Source organism: Staphylococcus sp. KUGN1 (assembly GCF_045984185.1).
GTDB classification, from domain to species: domain Bacteria; phylum Bacillota; class Bacilli; order Staphylococcales; family Staphylococcaceae; genus Staphylococcus; species Staphylococcus warneri_A.
Map to the genome: position 1 here is coordinate 58,754 of NZ_JBJQIL010000002.1, position 24,684 is coordinate 83,437.

26 protein-coding genes are annotated in these 24,684 nt (G+C 31.9%); 9 read left to right on the top strand and 17 right to left on the bottom strand.

Annotated elements, in window-relative coordinates:
• Window positions 1-88 precede the first annotated feature (88 nt).
• A complete protein-coding gene (locus ACJQQZ_RS06720; RefSeq protein WP_002450320.1) occupies window positions 89-2,227 on the bottom strand; it encodes a DNA topoisomerase III in 2,139 nt (712 codons plus the stop codon).
• Between the two features lie 180 nt (window positions 2,228-2,407).
• Between ACJQQZ_RS06720 and ACJQQZ_RS06725 the strand changes: the two genes are divergently transcribed.
• The 3 genes from ACJQQZ_RS06725 (at window position 2,408) to ACJQQZ_RS06735 (ending at window position 5,144) form a co-directional block, all read left to right on the top strand.
• Window positions 2,408-3,301: a GNAT family N-acetyltransferase gene (locus tag ACJQQZ_RS06725; protein ID WP_145505419.1), complete on the top strand. Its 894-nt coding sequence runs from the start codon at window positions 2,408-2,410 to the stop codon at window positions 3,299-3,301.
• Window positions 3,302-3,465: 164 nt separating this feature from the next.
• Window positions 3,466-4,329: a GRP family sugar transporter gene (locus ACJQQZ_RS06730; RefSeq protein WP_002450318.1), complete on the top strand. Its 864-nt coding sequence runs from the start codon at window positions 3,466-3,468 to the stop codon at window positions 4,327-4,329.
• Window positions 4,330-4,352: 23 nt separating this feature from the next.
• Entirely contained in the window at window positions 4,353-5,144 is a 792-nt protein-coding gene (locus ACJQQZ_RS06735; RefSeq protein WP_408023101.1) for a glucose 1-dehydrogenase, read from the top strand.
• Window positions 5,145-5,250: 106 nt separating this feature from the next.
• On the opposite strand, the gene ACJQQZ_RS06740 is transcribed toward ACJQQZ_RS06735, so the two are convergent.
• Window positions 5,251-6,162 (bottom strand): AEC family transporter, encoded by a 912-nt coding sequence (locus ACJQQZ_RS06740; protein WP_145505422.1) that lies wholly within the window; start codon window positions 6,160-6,162, stop codon window positions 5,251-5,253.
• Between the two features lie 135 nt (window positions 6,163-6,297).
• Here ACJQQZ_RS06740 and ACJQQZ_RS06745 point away from each other — a divergent pair, with 135 nt between their 5' ends.
• Window positions 6,298-6,465, top strand: coding sequence for an SE1832 family protein (locus ACJQQZ_RS06745; protein WP_002450315.1), 168 nt, complete (start codon window positions 6,298-6,300; stop codon window positions 6,463-6,465).
• A 102-nt stretch (window positions 6,466-6,567) separates the two neighbouring features.
• Complete coding sequence (gene mspA, locus ACJQQZ_RS06750; protein ID WP_037551736.1) at window positions 6,568-6,885, top strand: membrane stabilizing protein MspA; 318 nt, start codon at window positions 6,568-6,570, stop codon at window positions 6,883-6,885.
• A 47-nt stretch (window positions 6,886-6,932) separates the two neighbouring features.
• Here the strand turns inward: mspA and ACJQQZ_RS06755 are convergent, their stop codons facing one another.
• The 3 genes from ACJQQZ_RS06755 to ACJQQZ_RS06765 all read right to left on the bottom strand — a co-directional run bounded on the left by ACJQQZ_RS06755 (window position 6,933) and on the right by ACJQQZ_RS06765 (window position 12,693).
• Window positions 6,933-10,097 (bottom strand): efflux RND transporter permease subunit, encoded by a 3,165-nt coding sequence (locus ACJQQZ_RS06755; RefSeq protein ID WP_145505425.1) that lies wholly within the window; start codon window positions 10,095-10,097, stop codon window positions 6,933-6,935.
• Window positions 10,098-10,219: 122 nt separating this feature from the next.
• A complete protein-coding gene (locus ACJQQZ_RS06760; RefSeq protein WP_145505429.1) occupies window positions 10,220-11,470 on the bottom strand; it encodes a lipid II:glycine glycyltransferase FemX in 1,251 nt (416 codons plus the stop codon).
• A 461-nt stretch (window positions 11,471-11,931) separates the two neighbouring features.
• Entirely contained in the window at window positions 11,932-12,693 is a 762-nt protein-coding gene (locus ACJQQZ_RS06765) for a VOC family protein (RefSeq protein WP_107546533.1), read from the bottom strand.
• A 175-nt stretch (window positions 12,694-12,868) separates the two neighbouring features.
• Between ACJQQZ_RS06765 and ACJQQZ_RS06770 the strand changes: the two genes are divergently transcribed.
• Both ACJQQZ_RS06770 and ACJQQZ_RS06775 read left to right on the top strand, forming a co-directional pair.
• Window positions 12,869-13,303, top strand: a complete 435-nt coding sequence (locus tag ACJQQZ_RS06770) for a MarR family winged helix-turn-helix transcriptional regulator (protein WP_002450310.1) — start codon at window positions 12,869-12,871, stop codon at window positions 13,301-13,303.
• Complete coding sequence (locus tag ACJQQZ_RS06775; protein WP_049425433.1) at window positions 13,300-14,505, top strand: MFS transporter; 1,206 nt, start codon at window positions 13,300-13,302, stop codon at window positions 14,503-14,505. Before ACJQQZ_RS06770 ends, ACJQQZ_RS06775 begins: the two co-directional genes overlap by 4 nt.
• An 89-nt stretch (window positions 14,506-14,594) precedes the next feature.
• Here ACJQQZ_RS06775 and ACJQQZ_RS06780 read toward each other — a convergent pair whose 3' ends face one another.
• The 7 genes from ACJQQZ_RS06780 to ACJQQZ_RS06810 all read right to left on the bottom strand — a co-directional run bounded on the left by ACJQQZ_RS06780 (window position 14,595) and on the right by ACJQQZ_RS06810 (window position 19,288).
• Window positions 14,595-14,945, bottom strand: coding sequence for a SarA family transcriptional regulator (locus ACJQQZ_RS06780; RefSeq protein WP_002465440.1), 351 nt, complete (start codon window positions 14,943-14,945; stop codon window positions 14,595-14,597).
• Window positions 14,946-15,228: 283 nt separating this feature from the next.
• Window positions 15,229-16,251: a GTP 3',8-cyclase MoaA gene (moaA, locus tag ACJQQZ_RS06785; RefSeq protein WP_037551734.1), complete on the bottom strand. Its 1,023-nt coding sequence runs from the start codon at window positions 16,249-16,251 to the stop codon at window positions 15,229-15,231.
• A 15-nt stretch (window positions 16,252-16,266) separates the two neighbouring features.
• A complete protein-coding gene (gene mobA / locus ACJQQZ_RS06790; protein WP_002450306.1) occupies window positions 16,267-16,869 on the bottom strand; it encodes a molybdenum cofactor guanylyltransferase MobA in 603 nt (200 codons plus the stop codon).
• Window positions 16,870-16,874: 5 nt separating this feature from the next.
• Window positions 16,875-17,108 (bottom strand): molybdopterin converting factor subunit 1, encoded by a 234-nt coding sequence (gene moaD / locus ACJQQZ_RS06795; protein WP_002450305.1) that lies wholly within the window; start codon window positions 17,106-17,108, stop codon window positions 16,875-16,877.
• Between the two features lies 1 nt (window position 17,109).
• A complete protein-coding gene (locus ACJQQZ_RS06800) occupies window positions 17,110-17,556 on the bottom strand; it encodes a molybdenum cofactor biosynthesis protein MoaE (protein ID WP_002450304.1) in 447 nt (148 codons plus the stop codon).
• 5 nt (window positions 17,557-17,561) lie between these two features.
• On the bottom strand, window positions 17,562-18,032 hold the full coding sequence (mobB, locus tag ACJQQZ_RS06805) for a molybdopterin-guanine dinucleotide biosynthesis protein B (protein WP_002450303.1): 471 nt from the start codon (window positions 18,030-18,032) through the stop codon (window positions 17,562-17,564).
• A complete protein-coding gene (locus ACJQQZ_RS06810) occupies window positions 18,029-19,288 on the bottom strand; it encodes a molybdopterin molybdotransferase MoeA (protein ID WP_145505432.1) in 1,260 nt (419 codons plus the stop codon). The genes mobB and ACJQQZ_RS06810 overlap by 4 nt, the downstream gene beginning before the upstream one ends.
• Window positions 19,289-19,349: 61 nt before the next feature.
• Here ACJQQZ_RS06810 and moaC point away from each other — a divergent pair, with 61 nt between their 5' ends.
• A complete protein-coding gene (gene moaC, locus ACJQQZ_RS06815; protein WP_002450301.1) occupies window positions 19,350-19,838 on the top strand; it encodes a cyclic pyranopterin monophosphate synthase MoaC in 489 nt (162 codons plus the stop codon).
• 106 nt (window positions 19,839-19,944) lie between these two features.
• Here moaC and ACJQQZ_RS06820 read toward each other — a convergent pair whose 3' ends face one another.
• From ACJQQZ_RS06820 to modA, 5 genes are all read right to left on the bottom strand, one after another.
• Window positions 19,945-20,448 carry a MogA/MoaB family molybdenum cofactor biosynthesis protein gene (locus tag ACJQQZ_RS06820; protein ID WP_037551748.1) on the bottom strand — a complete coding sequence of 168 codons (504 nt, stop codon included), beginning with the start codon at window positions 20,446-20,448 and terminating at the stop codon, window positions 19,945-19,947.
• Window positions 20,449-20,471: 23 nt separating this feature from the next.
• A complete protein-coding gene (locus ACJQQZ_RS06825) occupies window positions 20,472-21,476 on the bottom strand; it encodes a ThiF family adenylyltransferase (protein ID WP_145505435.1) in 1,005 nt (334 codons plus the stop codon).
• A gap of 139 nt (window positions 21,477-21,615) precedes the next feature.
• Complete coding sequence (locus tag ACJQQZ_RS06830) at window positions 21,616-22,221, bottom strand: ATP-binding cassette domain-containing protein (RefSeq protein ID WP_002450298.1); 606 nt, start codon at window positions 22,219-22,221, stop codon at window positions 21,616-21,618.
• A complete protein-coding gene (modB, locus tag ACJQQZ_RS06835) occupies window positions 22,222-22,893 on the bottom strand; it encodes a molybdate ABC transporter permease subunit (RefSeq protein WP_002450297.1) in 672 nt (223 codons plus the stop codon).
• A gap of 12 nt (window positions 22,894-22,905) precedes the next feature.
• Window positions 22,906-23,688, bottom strand: a complete 783-nt coding sequence (gene modA / locus ACJQQZ_RS06840) for a molybdate ABC transporter substrate-binding protein (protein WP_145505438.1) — start codon at window positions 23,686-23,688, stop codon at window positions 22,906-22,908.
• A gap of 181 nt (window positions 23,689-23,869) precedes the next feature.
• On the opposite strand from modA, the gene fdhD reads away from it, so the two are divergent.
• Window positions 23,870-24,676 (top strand): formate dehydrogenase accessory sulfurtransferase FdhD, encoded by an 807-nt coding sequence (fdhD, locus tag ACJQQZ_RS06845; protein ID WP_002450295.1) that lies wholly within the window; start codon window positions 23,870-23,872, stop codon window positions 24,674-24,676.
• The last annotated feature ends 8 nt before the right edge of the window (window positions 24,677-24,684 follow it).

The following is a 24,684-nucleotide window of genomic DNA, read 5'->3' on the forward strand; positions in this document are numbered from 1 at the left end:
TACTTTAATATTTTAATACCAATTTTCTAAAAAGACAATACTAAATACGAACTTTCATAAATTTTACTTCGTTTTTGTTCGAATTTATTTACAATTTTAGATTTTTTAAAGCATCTTTAAACGGATTGTTATCAAGTTCTTCTTGTTGATTCATGTATTTCTTCATTTCCTTTTTAGACACTTTACCACTCGACTTTTCTTTCATACGTTTATCCATTTGTGCTTGGGTTTCTGAATGACCACATACGCATCTATAAGTTGCATCTTTTCCTCTACCAAATAAAGTCATTTTCTTTTTACAATTTGGACAACGTGCATTTGTTTTTCTTTGAATATTTTTCTTTGTTTTACATGTAGGATCTTGGCATACTAACATTTGACCATTTTTGGTTTTGACTTTAATCATAAATTTGCCACATGTTGGACATTCAGTAGTAGTTAAATTATCATGTTTGTATTTCTGTTCACTATTTTTAATAATATTAACAATATCAGTTGTAAATGCCTTCATCTCTTTTATAAATTGATGTTTATTGTATCTTCCTTTTTCAATTAGTATTAATTTTTCTTCCCATTCAGCCGTTAATAATGGTGAAGTTAATTTTGAAGGTGCAAGTTCTAAAATTTGTTTACCTTTTGATGTTACTTTAATTTTGCCATCCCTTGATTCAATTGCATTCATATTGAAGAGTTTCTCAATAATATCAGCTCGTGTTGCTACAGTCCCAATACCACCCGCTTCTTTTAGTGTATGAACGTGTTTTTTATCATCCAAATGTATATAATTCTGAGGACTTTCCATAGCTTTTAATAACGTACCCTCATTAAAATAATCTGGCGGTGTTGTTTGATGTGACTTTATATCGGTGTGTTGTATGTTAACTGTTTGATTATTTTTAAAAGGATTCTGAGTTACAATTTCATTTTCTTGTTGTTTCAATGCTTTAAACCCTAATTGAGTTGTGACATTTTCGTTTAATACAAATTTGAACTGACCTACTGCTAAATGCACTTTAATATGTTGATATTCATAGGGTGGCATTAAACTTTCAAGAAATCTTTCTACTATTAACATATAGATTTTCATTTCTCTATTACTTAATTGAGATAAGTCTGGTCTTATTTCGGTAGGAATAATCGCATGGTGATCAAAAACTTTTTGGTTATTAAATATATTCATTTTAGTGGAATAAGAGTGAGACATTAATTCTCTTATATTTTCTTTATATTCTGTCGGCAGTAAAGCTTGTAATCTTTCTTTGATAGTCGACACCATATCGGTCGTTAAATAATTAGAATCAGTTCGTGGGTATGTAACTAACTTATGTCTTTCATATAGATTCTGTAAGGTATTCAACGTTTCTTTTGGTCCCAACTTATAGCGATGATAAGCATCTTGTTGTAAATCTGTTAAGTTATATAAAGATCTAGGGTAAGTTTTTTTATGTTTAGACACTACTTTTTCAATTTGGCCTTTTTTATTTTTAATTTCATCTACAATTGACTTAAGTTCTTTCTGGTCAGTGATTCGACGTTGTCCAGAATCAAAGCTAAACTCAAACCCGTCTACTTTAATTATTAATGTATAGTATGTTTGCGGTTTAAATTCATTAATTTCATTTTGACGTGATTGAACCAATTGTATAGTAGGCGTTTGTACCCGACCTAAAGATAATTGTGCATCATATTTAGTTGTCAAAGCTCTTGTTGCATTAATACCAACTACCCAATCGGCTTCACTTCTTGCTAAAGCTGCATCGTATAAGTGTTGGTATTGACGGCCATCTTTTAGATGGTTAAAACCGTCTTTAATAGCTTTCTTAGTTACCGAACTTATCCATAAACGCTTAATAGGTTTTTTGTTTCCAACTTTATCTAAAATAAGTCTTGCAACAAGTTCCCCTTCTCTACCAGCATCTGTAGCAATAATAATTTCATTAACATTGTCTCTTTGCATAAGTGACTTTACTGTTTTAAATTGTTTACTGGTTTTACCAATCACTACTGTTTTCATTTGTTTCGGAATGATTGGTAAATCTTCAAGCTTCCATTCCTGAAACGACTTGTCATATTGTTCTGGAGTAGCATTCGTAACTAGATGACCTAATGCCCAAGTTACAATATATTGATTATTTTCAAAATAACCATTTCTTTTCTGATTTATATTAAGTGCACTTGCGATATCTCGTGCTACTGAAGGTTTTTCTGCTAAAATTAATGATTGCATTTGTGATAACTCCCTTTCTTATTTAACTATAATAAATATAGATTTAAGTTTATTTAATGTCTATAATGATTATGTTTAATGGATTACATTAATTGTAACATGTACATGTATCAATTAACTTTCAATTATTTGTAATTACCCATATAATTATATTAATCACAATGTTACGGAGGTAGGATTATGGACATTATTCAATTGAATGACCCTAAAGAAATAAAATCTTTCATTGAGACTTCTGATTACCAAGTAACTTCCTATTTATATAAGATACCTCAACAATTTACTGAATTTGATCAATTATTAGAAGAAGCAATAGATAATCCTGGCGCATTTGCCATCACTGAAGATAGCCAAATCAAAGCACTGATTTTTGCAATTCCATGTGAAACATATAAATTCAAAGTGATTGGCCCCTTTATAGAAACAAATTTCACATTGACCCCGGAATTATTCCAACAATTATTTGATGCTATGATAGCTGGGCAACCTGATCATGCAGTATATCATTTTTCATTTGAAGAAGGTGTACAAACATATAAACCTTTCGTTAAACAAATACAAGCCAGTTATAATTTCACGGACTATTATTTAGAAGCTCATCAAGATATAGGAGAACTTAATAGTGAGCAAAATATTATTGAATACCAAAAAGGATTTTACCGTGCATTTTCGCGTATGCATCAGAAAACATTTAGACATGATGCTATGGATGCAAATGACATTTTAAATAGTATTGATGAAACACATCGATTATTTCTATTCGTTAGTGAAGGTTTATTAAAAGGTTATTTATATTTAGACGTCAATAAGCAACAAGCTAGTGCTGAAATAAAATATTTCAGTTCACATATTGATTATCGTATGAAAGGTATCGCCTTTGATTTATTAGAATACGCATTAAATTATGCATTTACTCATTTCGATTTGCGTAAAGTTTATTTCAAAATACGTAATAAAAACAGTAAACTTGTTGAACGTTTTAACGAATTAGGTTTTAAAACTAATTATGAATATAAAAAATATAAATTAGAACCACAACATATACATGAAACAGTTAATACTAATGACAATTAAAAATGTCTATTATACATCTCCCTATTCTTGGGTGATGTATTTTTTATCGCATCAAAACAAAATTCGAGCGATGTTTTTTACTATTCTACCAATTTGTTTTAAAATTAACTCCAAGTGTTATTAAGGGGAGCACTTAATTCGTAATTTAGGAGAGTGAGAAACATATGCAGTTTCTTGATATTTTAATCGCATTGTTACCAGCACTATTTTGGGGTAGTGTTGTTATAATCAATGTTTTCGTTGGTGGTGGCCCCTATAATCAAATCAGAGGTACTACTTTAGGTGCGCTTATTGTAGGTATTTGTTTACTTCTAAGTGGTAATGCAGCATTTGACGATTTAACAGTCATTATAGTGGGATTATTCTCTGGTGCTCTATGGGCATTTGGTCAAGGCAACCAATTAAAATCTGTTAACTTAATTGGAGTATCTAAAACAATGCCTATCTCAACAGGTATGCAATTGGTCGGTACTACATTATTTAGTGTTATTTTCCTTGGTGAATGGAGTACTATGGTACAGGTTGTTTTTGGTCTATTATCCATGGTGCTATTAGTCGCAGGTATTGCATTAACATCATTAAAAGCTAAAAACGAAGGAAAATCTGACGATCCAGAGTTCAAAAAAGCAATGGGTATTCTTTTAATTTCAACAGTTGGTTACGTTGGCTATGTTGTATTAGGAGATATCTTTAATGTTAGTGGTACTAAGGCGTTATTCTTCCAATCAGTCGGAATGGCTATTGGTGGTTTCATCTTATCCATGAATCATAAAACATCAATCAAGTCTACTGCCTTAAACCTTATTCCTGGTGTAGTATGGGCAATCGGTAACTTATTCATGTTCTATTCACAACCTAAAGTAGGTGTTGCAACTAGTTTTTCATTATCTCAATTATTAGTTATCGTATCTACACTTGGCGGTATCTTTATCTTAGGAGAGAAAAAAGACAGTCGTCAGATGACAGGCATATGGTCAGGTATTATCCTTATTATCATTGCTGCTATTATTTTAGGTAATCTGAAATAATTCATATTTTAGGAGGCTCTTAAATGTTTAAAGACTTAGAAGATAAAGTAGTCATTATTACAGGAGCCGGTAGTGGTATCGGAAAATCCTTTGCAGAAAACTTTGGTAAAGCTAAATCCAAAGTTGTACTTAACTATCGCTCTGATAAACATGATGATTCTTTACAAGAATCTGTTAATATCATCAAACAAGCTGGAGGAGATGCCCTACTTGTTCAAGGTGATGTATCAAAAGAAGCAGATGTTATCAATTTAATTAAACAGACCGTTGAGCATTTTGGTACATTAGATATCATGATTAATAATGCTGGTTTTGAAAAACCAACACCAACTCATGAAATGACGCTTGAAGAATGGCAAAAAGTTATAGATATTAACTTAACTGGCGCATTTATCGGTTCAAGAGAAGCAATAAAACAATTCAGAGATGAAGATAAACAAGGTGTTATCATTAATACTTCAAGTGTTCACGATACAATTCCATGGCCTAATTACGTCCATTACGCTTCTAGTAAAGGTGGATTAAAATTAATGATGGAAACAATGTCGATGGAATATGCTCAGTTTGGTATTAGAATAAACAATATTTCTCCTGGTGCTATTGTAACTGAACATACTAAAGAAAAATTCTCTGATCCAAAAACAAGTGCGGAAACATTAGAAATGATTCCTGCAAAAGAAATTGGCGATGCTCAAGACATTGCTAATGTAGCATTATTCTTAGCATCAGATTTAGCTCATTATATTCACGGTACTACCATTTATGTTGATGGTGGCATGACAAACTATCCTGCATTTATGGGTGGTAAAGGCTAAATCGAAAAAATAAACCATGCAATATACATGCATAGTATATGTTATTTAATAACATTATGGCCGCATGTATTGCATGGTTTTTTTATTTAACTCTATGACAAAATGACTATGAAACAAAGAATGCTTGATACATATATAATATAATAATACTAATGACAATCGTTAAATTAGTAACCATACCTATTAAAGGTAACGTTTTGTATTTAAATTGGATTGAATAAGGTATTATCGCCACACCTACAGGTAATAACCATGTGATTAATAATGTCGTTTTAATCATTTGATCAGATACCGGTAAGAAATAATGTACCAGTAGTCCTGCACCTAAACCAATACCATAATGTAGGCATAGGTATTTGATTGCAATAGGTAAATAAGCTCGATCAATTGTAAAACTCAACATAACACCTAATAAAATCATAGACATTGGCATATTGGCTTTATCTAAAATTGAAAAGAAATCTATGGCTACTTTTGGTAAATGAATGTTAGCCATATTTAGTGTAAACATAACAATATATGTAACAAGTGGAACGGACTGAACGAGTTTTAGACCTAAAAATTTAAAGTTAAATTGGTCGCTTCCCTCACTATAGTAACTACCAACAAAGTAAGTTAAACCGAACATAATTACTGCTCCACCAATATCAACCATTCCAAAATAAACCATACCCGTTCCCGGCCAAATAGCATCTACGAGTGGATAAGCAAATAATCCAATATTCATAGAACCAATCATCATACCTACTGAACCACGCATTTGATTATTATATTTTCGAAAACACCAAATAACAATAATTTTAGCTAATACTCCGTAAATAATCATCATAACAGGCAATATCGAAAACGATGGATTTAAATCAGCATGATTCAAATTAACAATCACTAAAGAAGGTAGGGTTACATTTAAAACTAAAGTGGAAAGTACTTGACTATCCGTTGCTTTTAAGTAATTAATTCGCTTTAAAAAGTACCCTAAAGCGATTAAAAGAATAATCATTACAAATTGCTCCGTCATACCAACCCTTCTTTCACGTATCTCAACTCTTACAATTGATAACTTTAACACATTTGCTATAAATTTTAGAACCACTTTGTTTCATGATATAATTTAAATACTCTGTAAAATAATAAATAAAGGAGTTGTCTTTGAATGAAGTTAGAATCTAAATTAGCTGAACTAAAATATGATTATACGCGTCTTCAAGGTGACTTGGAAAAACGTGAGTCATTAAATCAAAATATCGATCCACTAGTTAATCAACTAGAAGAAATCGAAAAAGAGATGGCTAAGGTGAGAAAGCAAATAAATGAACAATAGTGTTTGTAGTGTCACAATATCATTACATTTTTATTATAGACATCCTAGTCATAAATAAAAGAACGTGCTAATATAAATTCGAAATAGAAAGGATGTCAATTCATGAAATTATACTTAATCTTATTACCTTTACTATACTTAATTGTAAGTTACATAAGTATATTCAAAATGAATTCTATATTTACTAGAATTTTAAGAATAATCATGGCTGTTTTATTATTATTTGTAGTTGCTATTACGACAATGCAATTCCCAAATGAAAATTGGTGGGTATTCATAGTCTTGTTACTATTAGTTGGTAATGTTGAAGTAACAGCATTTAAATCACTTAAAAATGATATTAAAGGTGTAAACATATTAAACATCTTATCCATCGGATTATTCGTAATTTATATTATTCTTACTTTAATTTTATATTAATAGTTAAGCCTCTTATCCCTTAGTTGGGATAAGAGGCTTTTTACATACTATTTTCTATTTAATTTTCGGTATATTTTATCTTTAAGTGTAAATAATATTTCATAAATTACTGGAACAACGATAAGTGTTAATATCGTTGAAGAAATAAGTCCACCAATAACTGTTGCAGCCATACCTTTAGAAATGAGTATAGAACTGTCTTCTCCAAAGAGTAATGGTACCAACGCGCCTATCGTTGCAATAGCTGTCATTAAAATAGGTCGTATTCTTGTGCCACCTGCTTCTATCAATGCAGATTTCATATCCATTCCAGATTTTTCGTTATTAATTACTCTATCTATCAATACAATAGCGTTGGTCACTACAATACCAATTAACATCAACATACCAATTAGACTTGGTACTGAAATTGTTTCACCAGTAATTACAAGTGACAGTACAACACCAACAATTGTAAACGGTAACGAGAATAGAATGGTAAATGGTGCTAAACCACCTTTAAACGTAATCACTAAGATAAGATATACAATAATAATTGCAGCTAACATGGCTATCGCAAGTTGAGTCATAGCAGAATTAATATCATCTGTTGCTCCACCTACGTTTACTTTTACGCCGTGAGTTTTATCCATCTTATTCACTTTTGACATGACTTTTTGAGAAGTGCCGCCGACATCGCTATTTGTAATCTTACCAGAAACAGTTGTTGAATAGTCACCATCTTCTTGTGTTAGTTTACTTGGTGTTGATGATTTTTCCAGTTTGGCAATCTCACTTAATTTAATTGTTCCACCCGTCGGTTTCTTCAATTTGATATTTTCTAATTTATTTTGAGACCAATCTGTCTGTTTGTTTTGTTTTACTTTCACATCAATTTTCTTACCATTTTCTTTTACTGTCGTAACTGTTTTTTCAGGTAAGTTTTCATTTAAATTCATAGCTAATTGACTAGCTGATATACCATTATCAGCTGCTTTATTTTGGTCAACTTTAACTTCATATTGTTGATATGTTTCTGACAAGTCGGATTTGACATTATTGATACCTTTAACATCTTTCATAGTACTTTCTATTTTATGAACTGTGCCTTTAATCGCATCTGTTGAAGGTCCTTGAACTGTCACTTCAATTGAATCATTTCCTGCACCGGTACCTAGATCTTGGTTCTTCCATTGTCCTGGATGTTTAAAGGAGTCCACATGCTTAAGAACTTTATCTGGTTCTTCTTCAAAGTTAGGTGTGTCTTTATCATAGTCTACCATCAAGGCCATACTATTTGTACTTCCTGTAGGATCGGAAGGTGTTGGTCCACCTACTGAATATTGTACTGTTTTCACTTTATTTTTTGTTTTAAGATATTTTTGAACTTGTTCACCATGTTCAAGTACGGATTTTTCAGTTTCTCCAGGCTTTGGTGTATAAGTTAACGCCATGAATTTATTATCACCTGATGAAATGTAGCTTGTACCTAGTTTAGCTGCACCTAGACCAATACTGCCTACTAGTAGCACAATACTAATGATAATAACTATCCATTTATGATTGAGAGACCAATAGAGTAACTTTTTATAACCACTGCTGATTACACCTTGCGCTTGTTTCTCAGGTTTAGTTTGAATTCCTTTTCTAAACAATGTTGAACCTAATGCCGGAACAACAGTAATAGATACTAATAATGACGCTAATAAACTGAAAGTGATCGCTAATGCAAATGGTCTGAACATCTCACCAACTGATCCTGATACGAATGCTAGTGGTAAGAATACGATGATAGTCACAAGAGTTGAAGATAGAATAGGTTTAAACACTTCCGTTGTAGCACTGACAATAAGTGAATCACCTTTAAGTTGTTCATTTCTATCTGATAAACGTCTATATATATTTTCTACAACAACAATGGAATCATCAATTACACGTCCAATTGCTACTGTTAGGGCACCCAATGTCAGTATATTTAATGATACATTAGATAATTTAAGTGCAACTAATGCTATTAAGATTGACATTGGTATTGAAACAATTGAAATAGCCGTTGTTCTTATATTTCTTAAGAATAGAAGTATAACTACTATCGCTACAATGGTACCTAAAGCTGCTTTTTCAATCATCGTATATAATGAATCTTCAATAGGTTTTGCTGTATCCATTGTTTTAATGGCTTTCATTTCACTATTATTTTTTTCAAATTCATCTACTTTTTTCTGTACATCTTTGGCAACTTGAACAGTATTAGCATCTTGTGCTTTAGTAATTTGTAAGTTAACTGCGTCCTTGCCGTTTGTTTTAGAAATAGATGTACGTTCATCACCAACTGATATATCCGCTACATCTTTTAATTTAAATGATGGCATTGAGCTAGACGAACCTTGCTTTGAACTACTTGCCGATGATGGCTCTGATGGCATTAAACTTTCACTATCCTGATTATCATCACTTCCACTGTCACTACTTTGTCCTTGACCAGCAATTGTCGCTGGTATCTTTAAATTCTTAAATGCATTAACAGATGTAAATTGTCCATCTACAACAATCGATTTGTCTGTATCTCCAAATTGGAATAAACCTAAAGGTGTTTCCCTAGTGGCAGTCTTCAGATAGTTTTCAACATCGTCTGCCGTAACACCTTTACTATCTAACTCTTTTTGTTTAAATTTCAATGTCACTTCACGATTGGTTTGACCATTTAATTGTGCATTTTGAACACCATCAATCGTTTGTAATTTAGGAATAAGTTGTTGATTTAACTTTTTCGTCACCGATTTTAGATCATTATCTTTATCAGTTAAAGAATATGCGATAATAGGAAAGGCATCCATCGAATTACGTGTTAATTCAGGATCACTGACGCCATCTTTAAATTTGATTTTGTCTATTTCCTTCTTCAATTGTTCCTCTGCTTTATCCATATCTGTGTCATTGTTATATTCAACAGTCACTATAGAAGCATTTTGAATAGATTCTGTTTTGACACTTTTAACATAAGCCATCGATCTCATTTGGCTATCAATTTTACTACTAATTTCATCTTGTGTCGTTTGCGGTGTTGCACCTGGCATTGTTGTTTGGACAGAAATCATAGGATTTTCAACATCTGGTAATAATTCAAGTTTTAATTTCGCGCTAGCATATACGCCTCCCAAAATTACAAGTAATACCATAAGGAAGATGGCGAATTTATTACCAAGAGAAAATTGCAATAGTTTTTTTATCATTTATCAAGTGTCCCCTTTTATTAATTTCTAGTATTAGTTCGATACTCATAAATTGCAATGTTCATTCAAAAAAATCTGAACGTTCTTTTATAAATAGAATCGTTCAGATAAAATGGTTAAATTTATTTACGTTTTAATTTTCGTGAAAGTTTAATTTTAGCTTTAGTTAATTTAGGTTTCACTTGTTCGATAAGTTGATACAATGGTTGATTTAAAACATAGTCAAATTCACCAATTTTTTCACTTAAATAAGTGCCCCATACTTTTTTGAACGTCCATAATCCATAGTGATCAGACTCTTTGTCTGGATTATTATCAGTTCCGCCAAAGTCATAAGTTGTTGCACCATGATCACGTGCATATTTCATCATTGTATATTGCATATGATGGTTTGGTAGGAAATCACGGAAATCGTTAGATGATGCGCCATATAAGTAATATGATTTATTTCCTGCAAACATTAATAATGCACCTGATAGATAAATACCGTCTGGATGCTCTTTTTCAAGTTCTAGTAAATCATTTTTTAAATCCTGAGACTTTTTAATTTTGCTATTTGCATCATTAATTTTATTTAATGTTTTTTTGTCTTGCTTTTTATTTTGAAGCTTTTCAATTTCATTTTCTAAGTCTTTAATTTCTGAATTTACCGTTTCAAGTACTGGTTTAGGTTCTAGTTTAACTAAGAATAATTCTGCATCACCATCATAGTGTAATGCATCATAAATATTTTCAAAATAGCTAATGTCACGTGTTAAGAAACCGTCACGTTCACCAGTAATTTGCATTAAATATGCAAAAGTTTTCAAGCCGTCTCTGCCAGCTCTTTCAACTTTTGTCCCACGTTTAAGGGCAAGCCTTACTTTAGATCGATTTCGTCTTTCAAAACTTTGAATAATCTCTTCGTCTGATTTATCTATTGGTGTAATCATAGTCATTCTAGGTTGAATATAATCTTTAGATAAGCCTTCTTTAAATCCTTTGTGTCTAAAGCCAAGGTTACGTAAATTTTTCAACGCTTCAGTACCATTTTCTACTTCAACATCTGGATCTATTTTAATAGCATAGGCTTTTTCGTCTTTAGCTACTTTTTTCGCTTCTTCTAATAATTGTGATAACGCATCTTTGTTATCATAATCTGTTACAAATCCTCTTGAAACATAACATAATGTAAATGGTAGTTTAGGAATCTTTTTAAATAATAATTGTCCAACACCTTTGATTTCACCATTTTCACCAACCGCAATTCTTCTTGAATACCATCCAGTCAATTTCTTAGTTTCTGCCCATTTCGTGAGTTGCAGTAAATCGCCATTTGGATGAGATTTTACAAATGCGTCATGTTCTTGATTAGTGATATTCATCTTTTCCATGGTTTATAATATCTCCTTTATATTAACAATACCTATAATTATACATCGTCTGGATATAAGTGTCGACAAAACACATTAACGATTAAACTTCAATATTTAATTCTATTTCCATCAATATTTGATGCGTATATCTATCAAGTTGAATTTGTCTTTAAAATTATATTAATATTGATATAATATATTACCTAATTTTAAAGGAAAGAAGTGTGTTTTATGCGTCCAACACTTATCGTTTTGTTAATTTTTTTAAATCTGATTGCTATTTTCACTTCTGTACAAAGTGGACTTTCCATCGACTACTTTAGTCTGAAAGTCATTATAGCAGCATTCACTTTAGTATTATCTATACTATTTTTATTAATTAGAACTACATCATTAAGTAATTACTTGAGTATTTTATCAGTTATCATTGCTTGCATTCATATCTCTTTTATTATTCAAAGTGCTTATAATTATCTTTATTAATGAATCGGCTCGAATCGATATTTAGCACCTCTAATATATAGTGAATATGGTGCTGTCGCTTCAGTATCTTTAAGAACTACGGTATGATAACCCGATTGTTTACCATCTTCAATACGGAAATAAATCTGATCTTCTTTCAAAATTAAATCCGTATATTTTTCAGTCTCTTCAACTATTTCCATATCAAACCAATTTTGCCAGTTATTCACTGTCTGAGCTCTCTTACTACTTGAAACCATAATCATATCAATAGAAAATTGAGTTTGATACAACGACTTAAGTTGTTCATGTCGATTTGCGTCCCCTTGATCCCATTGAATAAAAAATGGAGGTTTGACCATATAACTAGGATCAGCAATATAGAGAAGACGCCAAGTTATTTTTTCACCCTTTTTAGTTTCTCTTTCCATATTTACAGGGCCAATGACATCTATGTTTCTTTCTTCTAAAGTCTGTTTAATCGCATCAATATTACTAGTTCTTAAACATATTGTTTTAAACCCCTGTTTAAAATTATCTTGAGCGATTTTTGTTGCAAATGATACTCTTCCTTCTTCAGTTTTCGCTAATTTTTGCAATTTCTCTTGATCTTCTACATCTAAAAATTCTATGTAATTTTCATTTATATAGGACAACTTATTAAATGTTCCAAATTTATGGTGTTTACCTCCGGAATTGAGTTTAACTACCTCACCTGGAAACTTAAATTGCTCTAATTGATCAATGTAATGAATGATATGATCAAATTTCAAATCCATGTTATGAGCTCCTTTTTGCATTTCTTAATTCTTATTTTAACAAATGTAGCAATAATTTACTTCTAAAACCTAGCAAAAAAGTATTGCAAAATATAGCTATTAGTCCTATAATAATGCTTGCGTTTTAAAAAGGTTAGCTAAGCTAACTAATTAACAAATGTTTTGGGGTGTACTCATGATTAGTAATGATTTTTTTAATAGTTTTATAAGTATTTACCGACCTTATATTAAATTAACGCAACCAATATTAGACCGATATGACATTCATACTGGTCAATGGCTTGTTTTAAAAGACATAGCTCAATTCCAACCGACAACGTTAGTTAATATTTCGTATCGCCGTTCTATAGAGAAACCAACAACACGAAAGTTCATCAAAGTATTATTAGAAAAAGAATTGATCACATTTACAACGGGTAATGACAAGCGTCAAAAATGGTTGAGCTTAACAAAAGAAGGCATGCAATTATATAACGCGATAAATAATGAGGTTAATGAGATACAAAGTGAAATTATTAAAAAATCAGGTATTAATGAGCAACAATTATCAAAAATTATCGAGTCAATGTCTATCATTTATGAAACAATACTAAAGGAGAGTCAAGAATGAATGAATCGTCAGCAACTAAAGCACCTATTTTTACCAAACGCTTCAATCTAAATTTCATCATAAACTTTTTCGTATACTTATGTATGTATTTGTTGATTGTTGTAATTGCTGGATATAGTAAATCTGAATATCATGCCTCAGATAGTTTAGCCGGCCTTGTCGTTGGTTTATTTATTGTGGGATCATTAATCGGTCGTTTTGGAACAGGTAAATATGTAAATTTATTTGGTCCTAAAAAGATATTAATATTTGGTTTAAGTTGTTTAATAGTAACTCAAGCACTTTATTTTATTCCGAGTAATATTTATTTCTTAATGTTTGTACGTTTGATTAATGGTATTGCTACAGCAATTGCTACTACAGCCACTGGTACTATAGCAGCTTACGTAACGCCACAAACTCGTAAAAGTGAAGGTATCAGTTTGTTTTCATTAAGTTTAGTTTTAGGAACTGCCGTAGGACCTTTCTTTGGTATTCTACTACTTAATGCCTTTTCAATAACTGTTCTATTCACTTTATGTATTATATTAGGTATCATTGGTTTACTTTTATCGTTATTCATTAAAATTGACTTTGAAACTGTTAAACCTAGTCATAATGATTCAGGACATAAAGGTTTCAGTATCCACAACTTCATCGCTAAAGAGGCAGTTCCAGTAGCCATCGTGATGATGTTAATTGGTGTGACTTATGCAGCTATTTTAACTTATTTACAAGTGTTTGCAGAACAACGTGACTTAGTTAATGCCGCAAGTTACTTCTTTATTTTCTATGCTATTGCTTCATTAGTCACTCGACCTATAGCAGGCCGTCTCATGGATAATAAAAATGAAAATGTTGTGGTTTATCCAGCATTCATTGCACAGATATTATGTTTTATTTGTTTAGTTTTCAGTTATAATAGTGGCTTATTATTACTTGCTGGTATTTTACTAGGTATCGGTTATGGAAATCTTTCTTCATCTATGCAAGCTATTTCCATTAAAGTATCACCATCATCCAAATATGGTTTAGCCACTTCAACTTATTTTATTGGTCTAGATATCGGCGTAGGCTTTGGACCTTCATTCTTAGGATTATTTACGCATATGGTTTCATATGGTCAAATTTATGGAGCAATGGCGATATTAGGACTATTGACTACAGCCGTTTACTTCTTGGTACATGGCAAAAAAGTTAGACATTCCTATTCTTATGAATAATGACAAAATCTAACAAATTTTACTAAATTAAAAAAGCTAGAGAAACCTCTTTAATAAGGCTTCTCTAGCTTTTCTTTTTTAATATATTGTTAGTTTGCGATACTAATCGCTTCTATTTCATTAATCATTTTATCTATTAATTTTTTTTGTGACGCATTGAAGAAATAATACACTTGTCGTTCGTCTGTTTCAGAACGCAATTTTGAAATAAGTTCTTTTTTATAGATTTTACGGATAATGACATCAATTTTACTTGTATCCCAAAGCATTTCAAAATGTAATGTATCTCTTAATTCTTTACCACTTATTTTCTCACCTTCAAAGACTTTGTATAATACAACAAATTCTTCAATTGAAATACGATAGGTTGATTTTAACCAATGCTTAAGTTGACTTAGCTCTCTTTCAGATGCAATAAAACCTTGTACTTTATTTGTCATAATAAAATGCCTCCTATGTTGATTCTTAGATGTGATGTTTGTATTGTACAATTAAATTGCTTAACTTTATTATATAACAAAGTTAGAATTTTATCTATTACAAATATTAAATTTAAGTCTAAAATTGGTTTAGAAATACATCATTTTAAAGTACGCTTTTAATATTGAAAAGTAATTAAATGTAAAAGAACAGATATCGCAATACATTTTTAATCCATTAAATGAATATTTGTTTCTAAAATATGAGTCTTCTTTTGTTCATAATTAGTTTGACAGTTTAATGTTATCCGCCTATATAATTCATATTAATTTTGTTACGCTTTCTATTTCGTACAGTTTGTTCAGTTCGTTCATCAGAGTAACGATCGTCTCTAATATGCCATAATGCTTTAAATTGCTCTAGTAACATTTCGTCTGATGCACCTGATCGCATTAACGCTTTGACATCAAAACCCTCTACTTCTGCAAATAAGCAACCATAAAATTTTCCATCTGAAGATAAACGTGCTCTCGTGCAAGTTGAACAAAATGACTGTGAAACACTTGTAATTAATCCAAATTTCACTTGATTATCTTTATGTCTATAGTACTTTGCAACCTCACCAAAATATTTAGGTTCTACTGGTTCTATATCAAAATGTTCTTCTACCATACTTAACATTTCATCTTTCGTAACGACTTTACTAAAATCCCAACCATTATCGTTCCCTACATCCATAAATTCTATAAACCTTATCTCAATGCCTTTATATTTAAAGTATTCTATCATTGGAATGATTTGGTCGTCATTGACGCCTTTTTGAATGACTACATTCACCTTAATTTTAAAGCCTATAGATATTGCATAATCAATCTGTTCTAGAATTGTAGATGCTTTAATATTTCGATTGTTAATCGCTTGAAAGACTTCATCATCTATCGCATCTAAACTAATATTAATTCGTCTTAAACCTGCATTGTATAGATTTTGACCATGTTTTTTTAATAGTAAACCATTCGTAGTTAATCCTATATCTTCTATACCATCAATTTGATTCAGTTGCTCTATGAGTTGATAAAGATTTCTGCGTAAGAGTGGCTCACCACCAGTAATCCTAATTTTTTTGACACCTAATTGAGCATATAGTTTAGATATTCTAACCATTTCCTCAAATGTTAATAACTCTTCTTTAGGTAAAAAGACAAAGTCATCACCAAAGATTTCTTTTGGCATGCAATAATCACATCTAAAATTACATCTATCAGTGACAGATAATCTTAAATCTCTTATCGGTCGACCTAATTTATCTTTAATTTGCTCTACCATCATGGACCCTCCTTATTAACTTAACTGTTGTTTTAAAGTGTCCAAGTCTTGTTGAGAATTGATATTGTAATACCAATATGACGGTGCTTTGATATCTTCTACTTTAATCCAATCTATATTCATTTGATTATATAATTGTTTAAAACTATAATCATCGGACTCTAAAATAGTTTCTATCATGGCTTTCGTCTTAGGACTGTAAAAACCAATTGTTGGAATATAATGTCCTGCTGCTTTTACCGTTGCGATATCTATTTGATCATCTATTAAGTGTGACACCATAAACTGATAGAGTTGATTAATAGCTCTTTCATTAATCATAGGTGTGTCTACTGACACTACGAAAAATAATTCTTCATCTGGATACTCTTGCATAGCTGTTAATATACCTGCTAATGGGCCTTTCCCTTTATGTTTATCGGTATCAACAACCACGTTTGGATGTGCAAATTGATTTTTCAGTTGATTGTTTGTACTAATAACAATATCATTAAACATATTTGTTGATTCCAATACTTTGATAATTCGCTGATAAAACATTTGCCCTTCAACTTCGGCAAATGCTTTAGGACGTTCAAAGCGTCTGGACTCTCCTCCAGCAAGTATAATTGCTTTCATTTATCTTATCCTCCGCTGACTGGTGGGATGAGTGCCACTGTATCACCAGTTCCTATCATATCTGTATCTTTAACAAATTCTTCATTTACTGCAATTTGAAATTGCTTATGTGTTAATTCAGGATGTCGTTGCAATAGTAAGTCTTTAAAATCTGCAACCCTAACCCTTTCTGACAAATCGATTGATTCCGATTGTTGATTGATTATATCTTTAAGTTCTGCAAAGTAGAGTACTTTCATTTTACTTCCCCCTATGGCTTTCATCGTAGCTACCTTTTTGATGCCCTTGCCACTCTGATCCATCTTCCCAAATTTCTTTTTTCCAAATTGGAACAATTTCTTTAATTCGCTCTATTGCATATTCATTTGCCTGATATGCATATTTACGATGTGGTGAAGATACGACAATTAAGACAGCTATGTCTGATATTTGTAATGGGCCTATTCTGTGAACAATGGTTGTGATGGTTCCGGGCCACTTTTCTTCTATCTCTTGACCAATTTGAGCCATTTTCTTCTCTGCCATTGGAATATATGCTTCATATTCTAAATACTCTGTTTTAACACCTTTCGTCCATTCACGTACATGTCCAGTAAACATGACCATTGCACCTTGATGTTCATTTAACGTGAATTCACGATAAGGCTCGGTTTGAATCGGCTTTGTTACGATTTCAAATTGCTTCATTTTGCTCAATCCTTATGTGTTACTTTATTTATTAACCATTCATCAAATTTTTGATAAGCATTTGGTTCATTTAATTTTATCCTATAACATATATTGTTTAAATGATTTAACTCACGTAATTGTTTTTCATTCTCATAAACAATAATCTTGTCATAATTTTCATGTTTAAAGCCTTCAACTAAAACAACATCACAATCAATTGTAACAGATTCCTTAATAATATTAGAAAGGCTTTGTTCAGTCGATCTAGTGACTGTCTGACGATAGGCATGACCTTGTACAATACTTTGATCGGCACCAGATTGAAAGTGTTTCATATGGTCTACGTGCTGATGTTGTAATTGAATATCTTCACCTTGATGACCATGATGTTTGATGCTTGCAACTTTAAAATTTCGCTCTTTTAAAAATGATATTGCATGTGTCATCAATGTCGTTTTTCCAACATTTTTATATCCAATCATTTGTAATATCATATATTTAATTCCTCTTCGTAAGCCGCTGACTCTGTGAGTATAACATCAACAGTATGTCCCTGTTTAAATCCACGTGTCCCTCCTGGCAACATAATCATGGCATTTGCATGTGCTATGGCTACTACTGCACCCGATTTATTAAAACCAGAAGGTACAACAGTTGCACCAGCAGAAGTTAATGTTGCAGTAGCTCGTATAAATCTTGTAAACGGATTTGCTTTAGTAAAATCTTCCATCAGTGTTGCTTTCACAATTTGAGGATACATCGCTTTGGCATTCATCAAATGATTCATCGCTGGTTTCACAAATAATTCAAATCCTGTAAAACATGCAGACGGATTACCTGATAAACCAAACAAATATTTTTGATCAGCTACGGCAACGGTTGTTACACTACCTGGACGCATAGCGACTTTATTAAATAATACATTGGCATCTAAAGCTCGATAAATTTCAGGTAAATAATCAAAATCTCCAACAGATACGCCACCTGTCGTAATGACCATGTCATGTTTCTCCATTGCATGTTTAACAACTTCAATACTACTTTTTAAATCATCTTGTTGTATTTGATAAGACCCTACGTTGATACCAAGTTGTTCAGCTAGTGCTTTAATCATAGGTCCATTTGAATTTCTAATTTTACCTGGTTGAAGTTCATCACCAACTTCTAACAATTCACTACCAGTAGCGATAACTGCGATACTAGGTTTTTCATAAACTTCAACTTCTGTATAACCATAAGTTGCCAAGACTGCGATAGCACCTGGGTTAATACGTTGCCCAGCTGTTAATACAATGTCACCTGTTTGTGTTTCCTCACCTTTTAAGGATACATTCTCATGATGTTCAAAAGATTTTCTAATCGAAAATGTATCTTCTTCCTCAACTGTTTGCTCAAACATCACCACTGCATCTGCGCCTTTTGGTAATTGTGCACCTGTCATAATACGTACCGCTTCGTGTTGCCCAACTTCTTTTTGCGACATTGAACCAGCACCAATATGATCTATCACTTTAAATTTAATTCTATGCTCACCACTAGCACCTATAGAATCTTTACTTCTAATTGCAAACCCATCATAAGGTGACTTATCAAATCTTGGAATATCATAGGTAGCTATAATGTCATTCGCCAATACATGCCCAATACTTTCTTCTAATGCCACAGTGGTCTTATTTGAACGAATATTTTGATTTACAATTCGTTGAATAGCTTCTTTTACAGGAATTGGACTTCTTTTTTCAAATGTCATATGATCATCTCCATAAATAATTTTTCATGATATACTTGTGTCGATAAGAAGGAGGATTAACATGTCAGAATTTACACACATTAATCAACAAGGTAACGCTAAAATGGTCGATGTTTCTAATAAGGAAGTTACTAAACGAACAGCTATTGCACATTCAAGTATTATAGTGAATGAAACAATTTATCAACAAATTGTTCAAAATACGAACGCTAAAGGTAACGTATTAAATACTGCTCAAATTGCTGGAATTATGGCTGCTAAAAATACTTCAACGATTATTCCAATGTGCCATCCGCTTCCATTAACGGGTATAGATGTTTCGTTTGAATGGAATACAACATCGTCAAATCATTTCGAACTGAATATTCAAGCTACAGTATCTACAACAGGTAAAACTGGTGTAGAAATGGAAGCCTTAACTGCTGCTTCTGTAACAGCTTTAACCATCTATGATATGACCAAAGCAGTTGATAAGGGAATGACAATAGGCCAAACTTATCTAACATCTAAATCCGGTGGAAAATCAGGCGATTATCATCGATCAAATTAGTTTAAATTCAATAGTTAAGAGAGGCAATGGGACATAAATAATATAGAGTCAACTACTGACAATATAAGATTTAAATTTTAAAATTTACGTCCCAGCCTACTTATTTTCATTTCGTTACTTCATGTATCAAATGATTAAGTTCAGGTTTAATAAGCTTGTTAATAGCTAATTTAATGGCACCTGTAGATCCAGGCAACGCAAATAACAATGTTTTATCATGTGTGCCTGCTACTGCTCTTGATAATAATGACCTCGTACCTACATCTTCTGTATAGCTTAAATACCTAAACAATTCTCCAAATCCTTCAATTTCTTTGTCTAATAAAGGTCGCACAACTTCAATAGTTACATCTCTTTGCGCAATCCCTGTACCACCAGTTGTTATAATGACATCAATATGTTTTTGTTGTAACCATGTTTGTAATTGATTGTAGATAGCCTCTTGATCATCTTTTACAATTTGATAATTTTCCTTTTTGATATTTACATTCTCGTCTTTTAATAGCGTTTGTATCAGTTGACCTCCCTTATCTGTTTCATAATTCCTAGTATCTGAAACTGTAAGTACTGCAACTTCTATATTTCTATCTAATTTTACATTTGTATGCATCATTTAAGTCCTCCTAACAATGATTAACCAAATAATTGATTAATTAATTTTGTAGCTTCATTAGGGTTATTCATACCGTGAATAAGTAATCTTCCACCATTAAATGCAACGATACGATAACCATTGAATGAAAAAACGATCATATATGGATTCTGTTTATATTGAATATGATGCGTCTTTAAAAATCTTTCTAACATTTCCTGGGAAATCATCGAATTATTGTATTGTACTGTATCTCTTCCACATAACGTTGTATATTGACGTTGTCTATTCTTCAGGAATGGATAATGAGGTGTTTTTCCACAAGTCGGACATGTATCATTTTGCATATTTTTAAAACCAATGGCATGATGGTAACCTTCCCAAATATCACCATATTTCAATTTGATATCTGTGGTCTGATTGGTTAGAACTTTTAAAGCATCAACAAGTTGAAAACTAGTTGTCATTGTTACAGCAGGTTGTATAACTCCGACTGTATCACAAGTCAAATTGATTGAAGGCAAGTGTGGGACTAAGCAATTAAAACAAGGCGTCTTGCCAGGTATGAAGGTTGTTTGAGCATATGTACTTTGAACAACACCCCCATATATCCATGGTATACATTTTTGATATGCAATATCATTAATGAGTTGTCGTGTTTCAAAGTTATCAGTTGCATCAATGATTAAATCGATATGCGTTGTGTAGGTGTCTAAAAAGTATGCATCAACATGTGATACATAAGCATTAATAACAATATCATGACGAATCGCTTCTAAATGCTTCTTAGCTGCAATGACTTTTGGTAACATATCTTTTGCGTCGTGTTCAGTGAACAAGGTTTGTCTCTGTAAATTACTAAGCTCAATGTAATCACGATCAACGATTGTCAGGGGTTGAATACCTGCTCGGACCAAACCTTCTGCCACATGAGTTCCCAATGCACCCATACCTACAACCATGACATGTTTTTGACCAATAAGATGTTGTCCTTCTTCTTTAATATGTTTAAATAAGATTTGCCTTGAATATCTCTCTTGATCCATCTTTGAATCTCCCTTAAATAGTATTGCTTCTATTATAAAACTTGTTGGACAAAGTGACAAAAACCATACATAAAACAAGCGAAACTATAATGATGAATATCATCTAAATATAGTTTCGCCAAAATGATTTACGTTAAGTTTAAGAAATCATTATTATTTCATCAGCAAGCGTATGTGCCTCTTCATTTGAATGTGTAACAAAAATAATTGGTATGTTCCATAATTCATAAATTTTATGGACTAGGTTCATACTCTCTCTCTTAGTGTTGTCGTCTAAACTAGAGAAAGGTTCGTCTAATAGTAATAAGTCGGGTTTAATACTTAATGCTCGAGCTAATGCTACACGTTGTGCTTCCCCTCCAGATAATGTGATAGGATATTGATTAACTATATGTGTAATGTTAAGTGTATCCATAACATAATTGATATGATCGGAATATTGTGCCATAAAAGTAATATTCTGTTCCACCGTTAGATGTGGAAATAATTGATAGTCTTGAAATAAATAACCAATACATCTCTGTTGAATTTTCATCTGTGTTCGTTTAGATGTACTAGTAAGCAACCGTTGATTCACTTCAATTTCAGCTTGATCCGCTTTTTTCAGACCCGCAATCATATTTAATATAGTAGTCTTTCCTATTCCAGATGGTCCTTGTATAGCATAAATCTTAGGAACATCATCATTTATATGAATCTCAATATTGCGCTGATTAATCTTGTGTGAGATGTCAATTTTCAACATTTAATCACGCTCCCTGAATTTATCATAATTCATTAAATTGATCGTCATGATAACTACAATAGAGAATGCTACAAGTACTAAGACCCAAAGCCAAGCTTGATTTTCTTTACCTTCAACTACTAAGAAATAAATTTCTAATGGTAATGTATTTGTTTTATTAGGAATGTAACCTGCTACCATTAATGTTGCACCAAATTCTCCAATTGCTCTCGCAAAGCTCATCACGATACCAGATAATATATAGCGTTTCGATAACGGAAGTACAATACGATAAAATATTTTACTTTCACTTGCGCCCATTGTACGTGCAGTATCTAACATACGTTTATCAATACTATTAAAGCCTTGAATCGTATGTTGGTACATAAGCGGAAAACTTACTATCACTGAAGCGATAACCGCCCCTGTTAGTGTAAATACTACTGGCAAATGTAATATATTATTGAAGAATTGACCTATAATTCCTCGTGGTGAAAAAACAATAAGTAATATAAACCCCATCACTGTTGGCGGTAAGACGATAGGTAATAAGATGAAACTCTCCACTATTTTTACCCATCGCTTTTTACGATGGTATAGCCATTTAGATACTATGATACCTAATATCATGACGATGATCGTACTCATTGTTGCTACACGGATAGATATCCAGAATGAAGTTAAGTCAGGCATGAAAGACAACTCCTATGCTGAGAACTGATAGTCTTTGATAATTTGTTTAGCTTTATCTGTTTTTAAGAAGTCCATCCATTCTTTAGCTAATTTTTTATCAGAAGTAGCTCCCGCTTTATAAGTGATTGGTTTTGGTAGCTTCACTTGTTTAATTTCTTTTACATTATCAATTTTTTTCTTATTTTTATATAAATCTGTTTTATATACAAATCCTTGTTGCGCATTACCTTTTTGTACATAATTCAACACTTGTTTAACATCTTTTGCATAAATGACTTTGTCCTTAACAGTATTCCATAAGTTGTTTTCTTCTAAATATTGTTTACCATATTTACCTGCTGGTACTGTTTCGATTTGGCCTAAAGCCAATTTATCATTTTCTTTTAAATCTTTAACAGAATGATAGTCTTTGTCTTTTTCACCAATAAGTACTAAGTTATTTTTAGCATAATTATATGTATTATGTGCTTTCTTTTTATTTTTTAAGATATCAACATCTTTGGTATTAGCTGACATAATGACATCAACAGGTGCACCTGATTCAACTTGTTGTCTTAAGGCACCTGAACCGCCATAGTTGAAGTCAACTTTCGCCTCCTTATGTTCTTTTTCAAATTCTTTTTTCAATTCTTTACTTACATCTGTTAAACTTGCTGCTGCTGAAATTTGTAATTCCTGTTTCTTACCATTATCAGCCTTGTCACTTTTTTTACCATTGTCAGTAGATGAATTCGAACATCCTCCTAACACAAGTAAACTCATTAACATCACTACAAAAATACTTTTATATTTCATTATAGAACCTCCTTAATCTCTATTATACTTCAAGTTATATATAATTTATTATGACATTTTCGTGTAAACATTTGATATCAATTTTAATTTAAAACTTTTCTTAAATCTATAGAACATAATGATTTAAAATATGCTACTAACCCTTTAATATATTAATTATAGAGATAAAGGGAGTATAGGTATGAATAGAGATATATCATCTAATCAGAAAATTGTACGGTATGAAAATGGTCAACTTCAGCATAGTGTTGACACATATGTAACTGAATTCCCATTAACTATTATGGTAAATGGCGAAGAATTTGCCACTGTTATTTGTAGCCCTACTAATATGGAAGAATTAGTTTTGGGCTTTCTAGCTTCTGAAGGTGCCTTATTAAAAAAAGATGAATTAAAGTCCATTCAAATTGATGATAGCAAAGGCTTTGCCCATGTCGAATTAACAAAGTCTCTAAATGACCGCTTCGAGTATTCCACTAAGCGCATGATTGCTTCATGTTGTGGTAAAAGTCGCGAATTTTATTTTCAAAATGATGCCGCTACTGCTAAGACATCGCTTTCTAAAATTACAATCACACCTCAACAAGTACTGAATATGATGACTCGTTTACAAAGTGCAAGTACGATATTCAAACAAACAGGTGGTTTGCATAATGCAGCAATTAGTGATGGTGATGCATTTTTTGAACATCGACAAGATATTGGACGTCATAATGCACTAGATAAGCTATATGGTTTTTGTATTCAAAACCATATACCTGTTAGAAATAAAGTTTTAATATTCAGCGGTCGTATTTCGTCAGAAATTTTAATCAAGGCTGCTAAAATTGGCGTGGGTGTTATATTATCTAAGTCAGCGCCTACTACACTTGCGATTCAACTTGCACATGATTTAAACATCACAGCAGTAGGTTTTATTAGAGATGGTAATTTCAATATATATAGCCACCCTGAACGTATTAAAGCTGCTAAAGATTCTACCGAATAAGTCGAATC

Coding starts and splice junctions, on each gene's coding strand:
- fdhD (WP_002450295.1), top strand. CDS start 23,870: ATGAATAGAGATATATCATCTAATCAGAAAATTGTACGGTATGAAAAT.
- ACJQQZ_RS06780 (WP_002465440.1), bottom strand. CDS start 14,945: ATGACAAATAAAGTACAAGGTTTTATTGCATCTGAAAGAGAGCTAAGT.
- ACJQQZ_RS06765 (WP_107546533.1), bottom strand. CDS start 12,693: ATGGATTTGAAATTTGATCATATCATTCATTACATTGATCAATTAGAG.
- ACJQQZ_RS06830 (WP_002450298.1), bottom strand. CDS start 22,221: ATGTTGAAAATTGACATCTCACACAAGATTAATCAGCGCAATATTGAG.
- ACJQQZ_RS06800 (WP_002450304.1), bottom strand. CDS start 17,556: ATGAAGCAATTTGAAATCGTAACAAAGCCGATTCAAACCGAGCCTTAT.
- mobB (WP_002450303.1), bottom strand. CDS start 18,032: ATGATATTACAAATGATTGGATATAAAAATGTTGGAAAAACGACATTG.
- ACJQQZ_RS06770 (WP_002450310.1), top strand. CDS start 12,869: ATGATTAGTAATGATTTTTTTAATAGTTTTATAAGTATTTACCGACCT.
- moaC (WP_002450301.1), top strand. CDS start 19,350: ATGTCAGAATTTACACACATTAATCAACAAGGTAACGCTAAAATGGTC.
- modB (WP_002450297.1), bottom strand. CDS start 22,893: ATGCCTGACTTAACTTCATTCTGGATATCTATCCGTGTAGCAACAATG.
- ACJQQZ_RS06725 (WP_145505419.1), top strand. CDS start 2,408: ATGGACATTATTCAATTGAATGACCCTAAAGAAATAAAATCTTTCATT.
- moaA (WP_037551734.1), bottom strand. CDS start 16,251: ATGGTAGAGCAAATTAAAGATAAATTAGGTCGACCGATAAGAGATTTA.
- ACJQQZ_RS06740 (WP_145505422.1), bottom strand. CDS start 6,162: ATGACGGAGCAATTTGTAATGATTATTCTTTTAATCGCTTTAGGGTAC.
- ACJQQZ_RS06760 (WP_145505429.1), bottom strand. CDS start 11,470: ATGGAAAAGATGAATATCACTAATCAAGAACATGACGCATTTGTAAAA.
- ACJQQZ_RS06755 (WP_145505425.1), bottom strand. CDS start 10,097: ATGATAAAAAAACTATTGCAATTTTCTCTTGGTAATAAATTCGCCATC.
- ACJQQZ_RS06745 (WP_002450315.1), top strand. CDS start 6,298: ATGAAGTTAGAATCTAAATTAGCTGAACTAAAATATGATTATACGCGT.
- mspA (WP_037551736.1), top strand. CDS start 6,568: ATGAAATTATACTTAATCTTATTACCTTTACTATACTTAATTGTAAGT.
- ACJQQZ_RS06730 (WP_002450318.1), top strand. CDS start 3,466: ATGCAGTTTCTTGATATTTTAATCGCATTGTTACCAGCACTATTTTGG.
- modA (WP_145505438.1), bottom strand. CDS start 23,688: ATGAAATATAAAAGTATTTTTGTAGTGATGTTAATGAGTTTACTTGTG.
- ACJQQZ_RS06810 (WP_145505432.1), bottom strand. CDS start 19,288: ATGACATTTGAAAAAAGAAGTCCAATTCCTGTAAAAGAAGCTATTCAA.
- ACJQQZ_RS06735 (WP_408023101.1), top strand. CDS start 4,353: ATGTTTAAAGACTTAGAAGATAAAGTAGTCATTATTACAGGAGCCGGT.
- ACJQQZ_RS06720 (WP_002450320.1), bottom strand. CDS start 2,227: ATGCAATCATTAATTTTAGCAGAAAAACCTTCAGTAGCACGAGATATC.
- mobA (WP_002450306.1), bottom strand. CDS start 16,869: ATGAAAGCAATTATACTTGCTGGAGGAGAGTCCAGACGCTTTGAACGT.
- moaD (WP_002450305.1), bottom strand. CDS start 17,108: ATGAAAGTACTCTACTTTGCAGAACTTAAAGATATAATCAATCAACAA.
- ACJQQZ_RS06825 (WP_145505435.1), bottom strand. CDS start 21,476: ATGGATCAAGAGAGATATTCAAGGCAAATCTTATTTAAACATATTAAA.
- ACJQQZ_RS06820 (WP_037551748.1), bottom strand. CDS start 20,448: ATGCATACAAATGTAAAATTAGATAGAAATATAGAAGTTGCAGTACTT.
- ACJQQZ_RS06775 (WP_049425433.1), top strand. CDS start 13,300: ATGAATGAATCGTCAGCAACTAAAGCACCTATTTTTACCAAACGCTTC.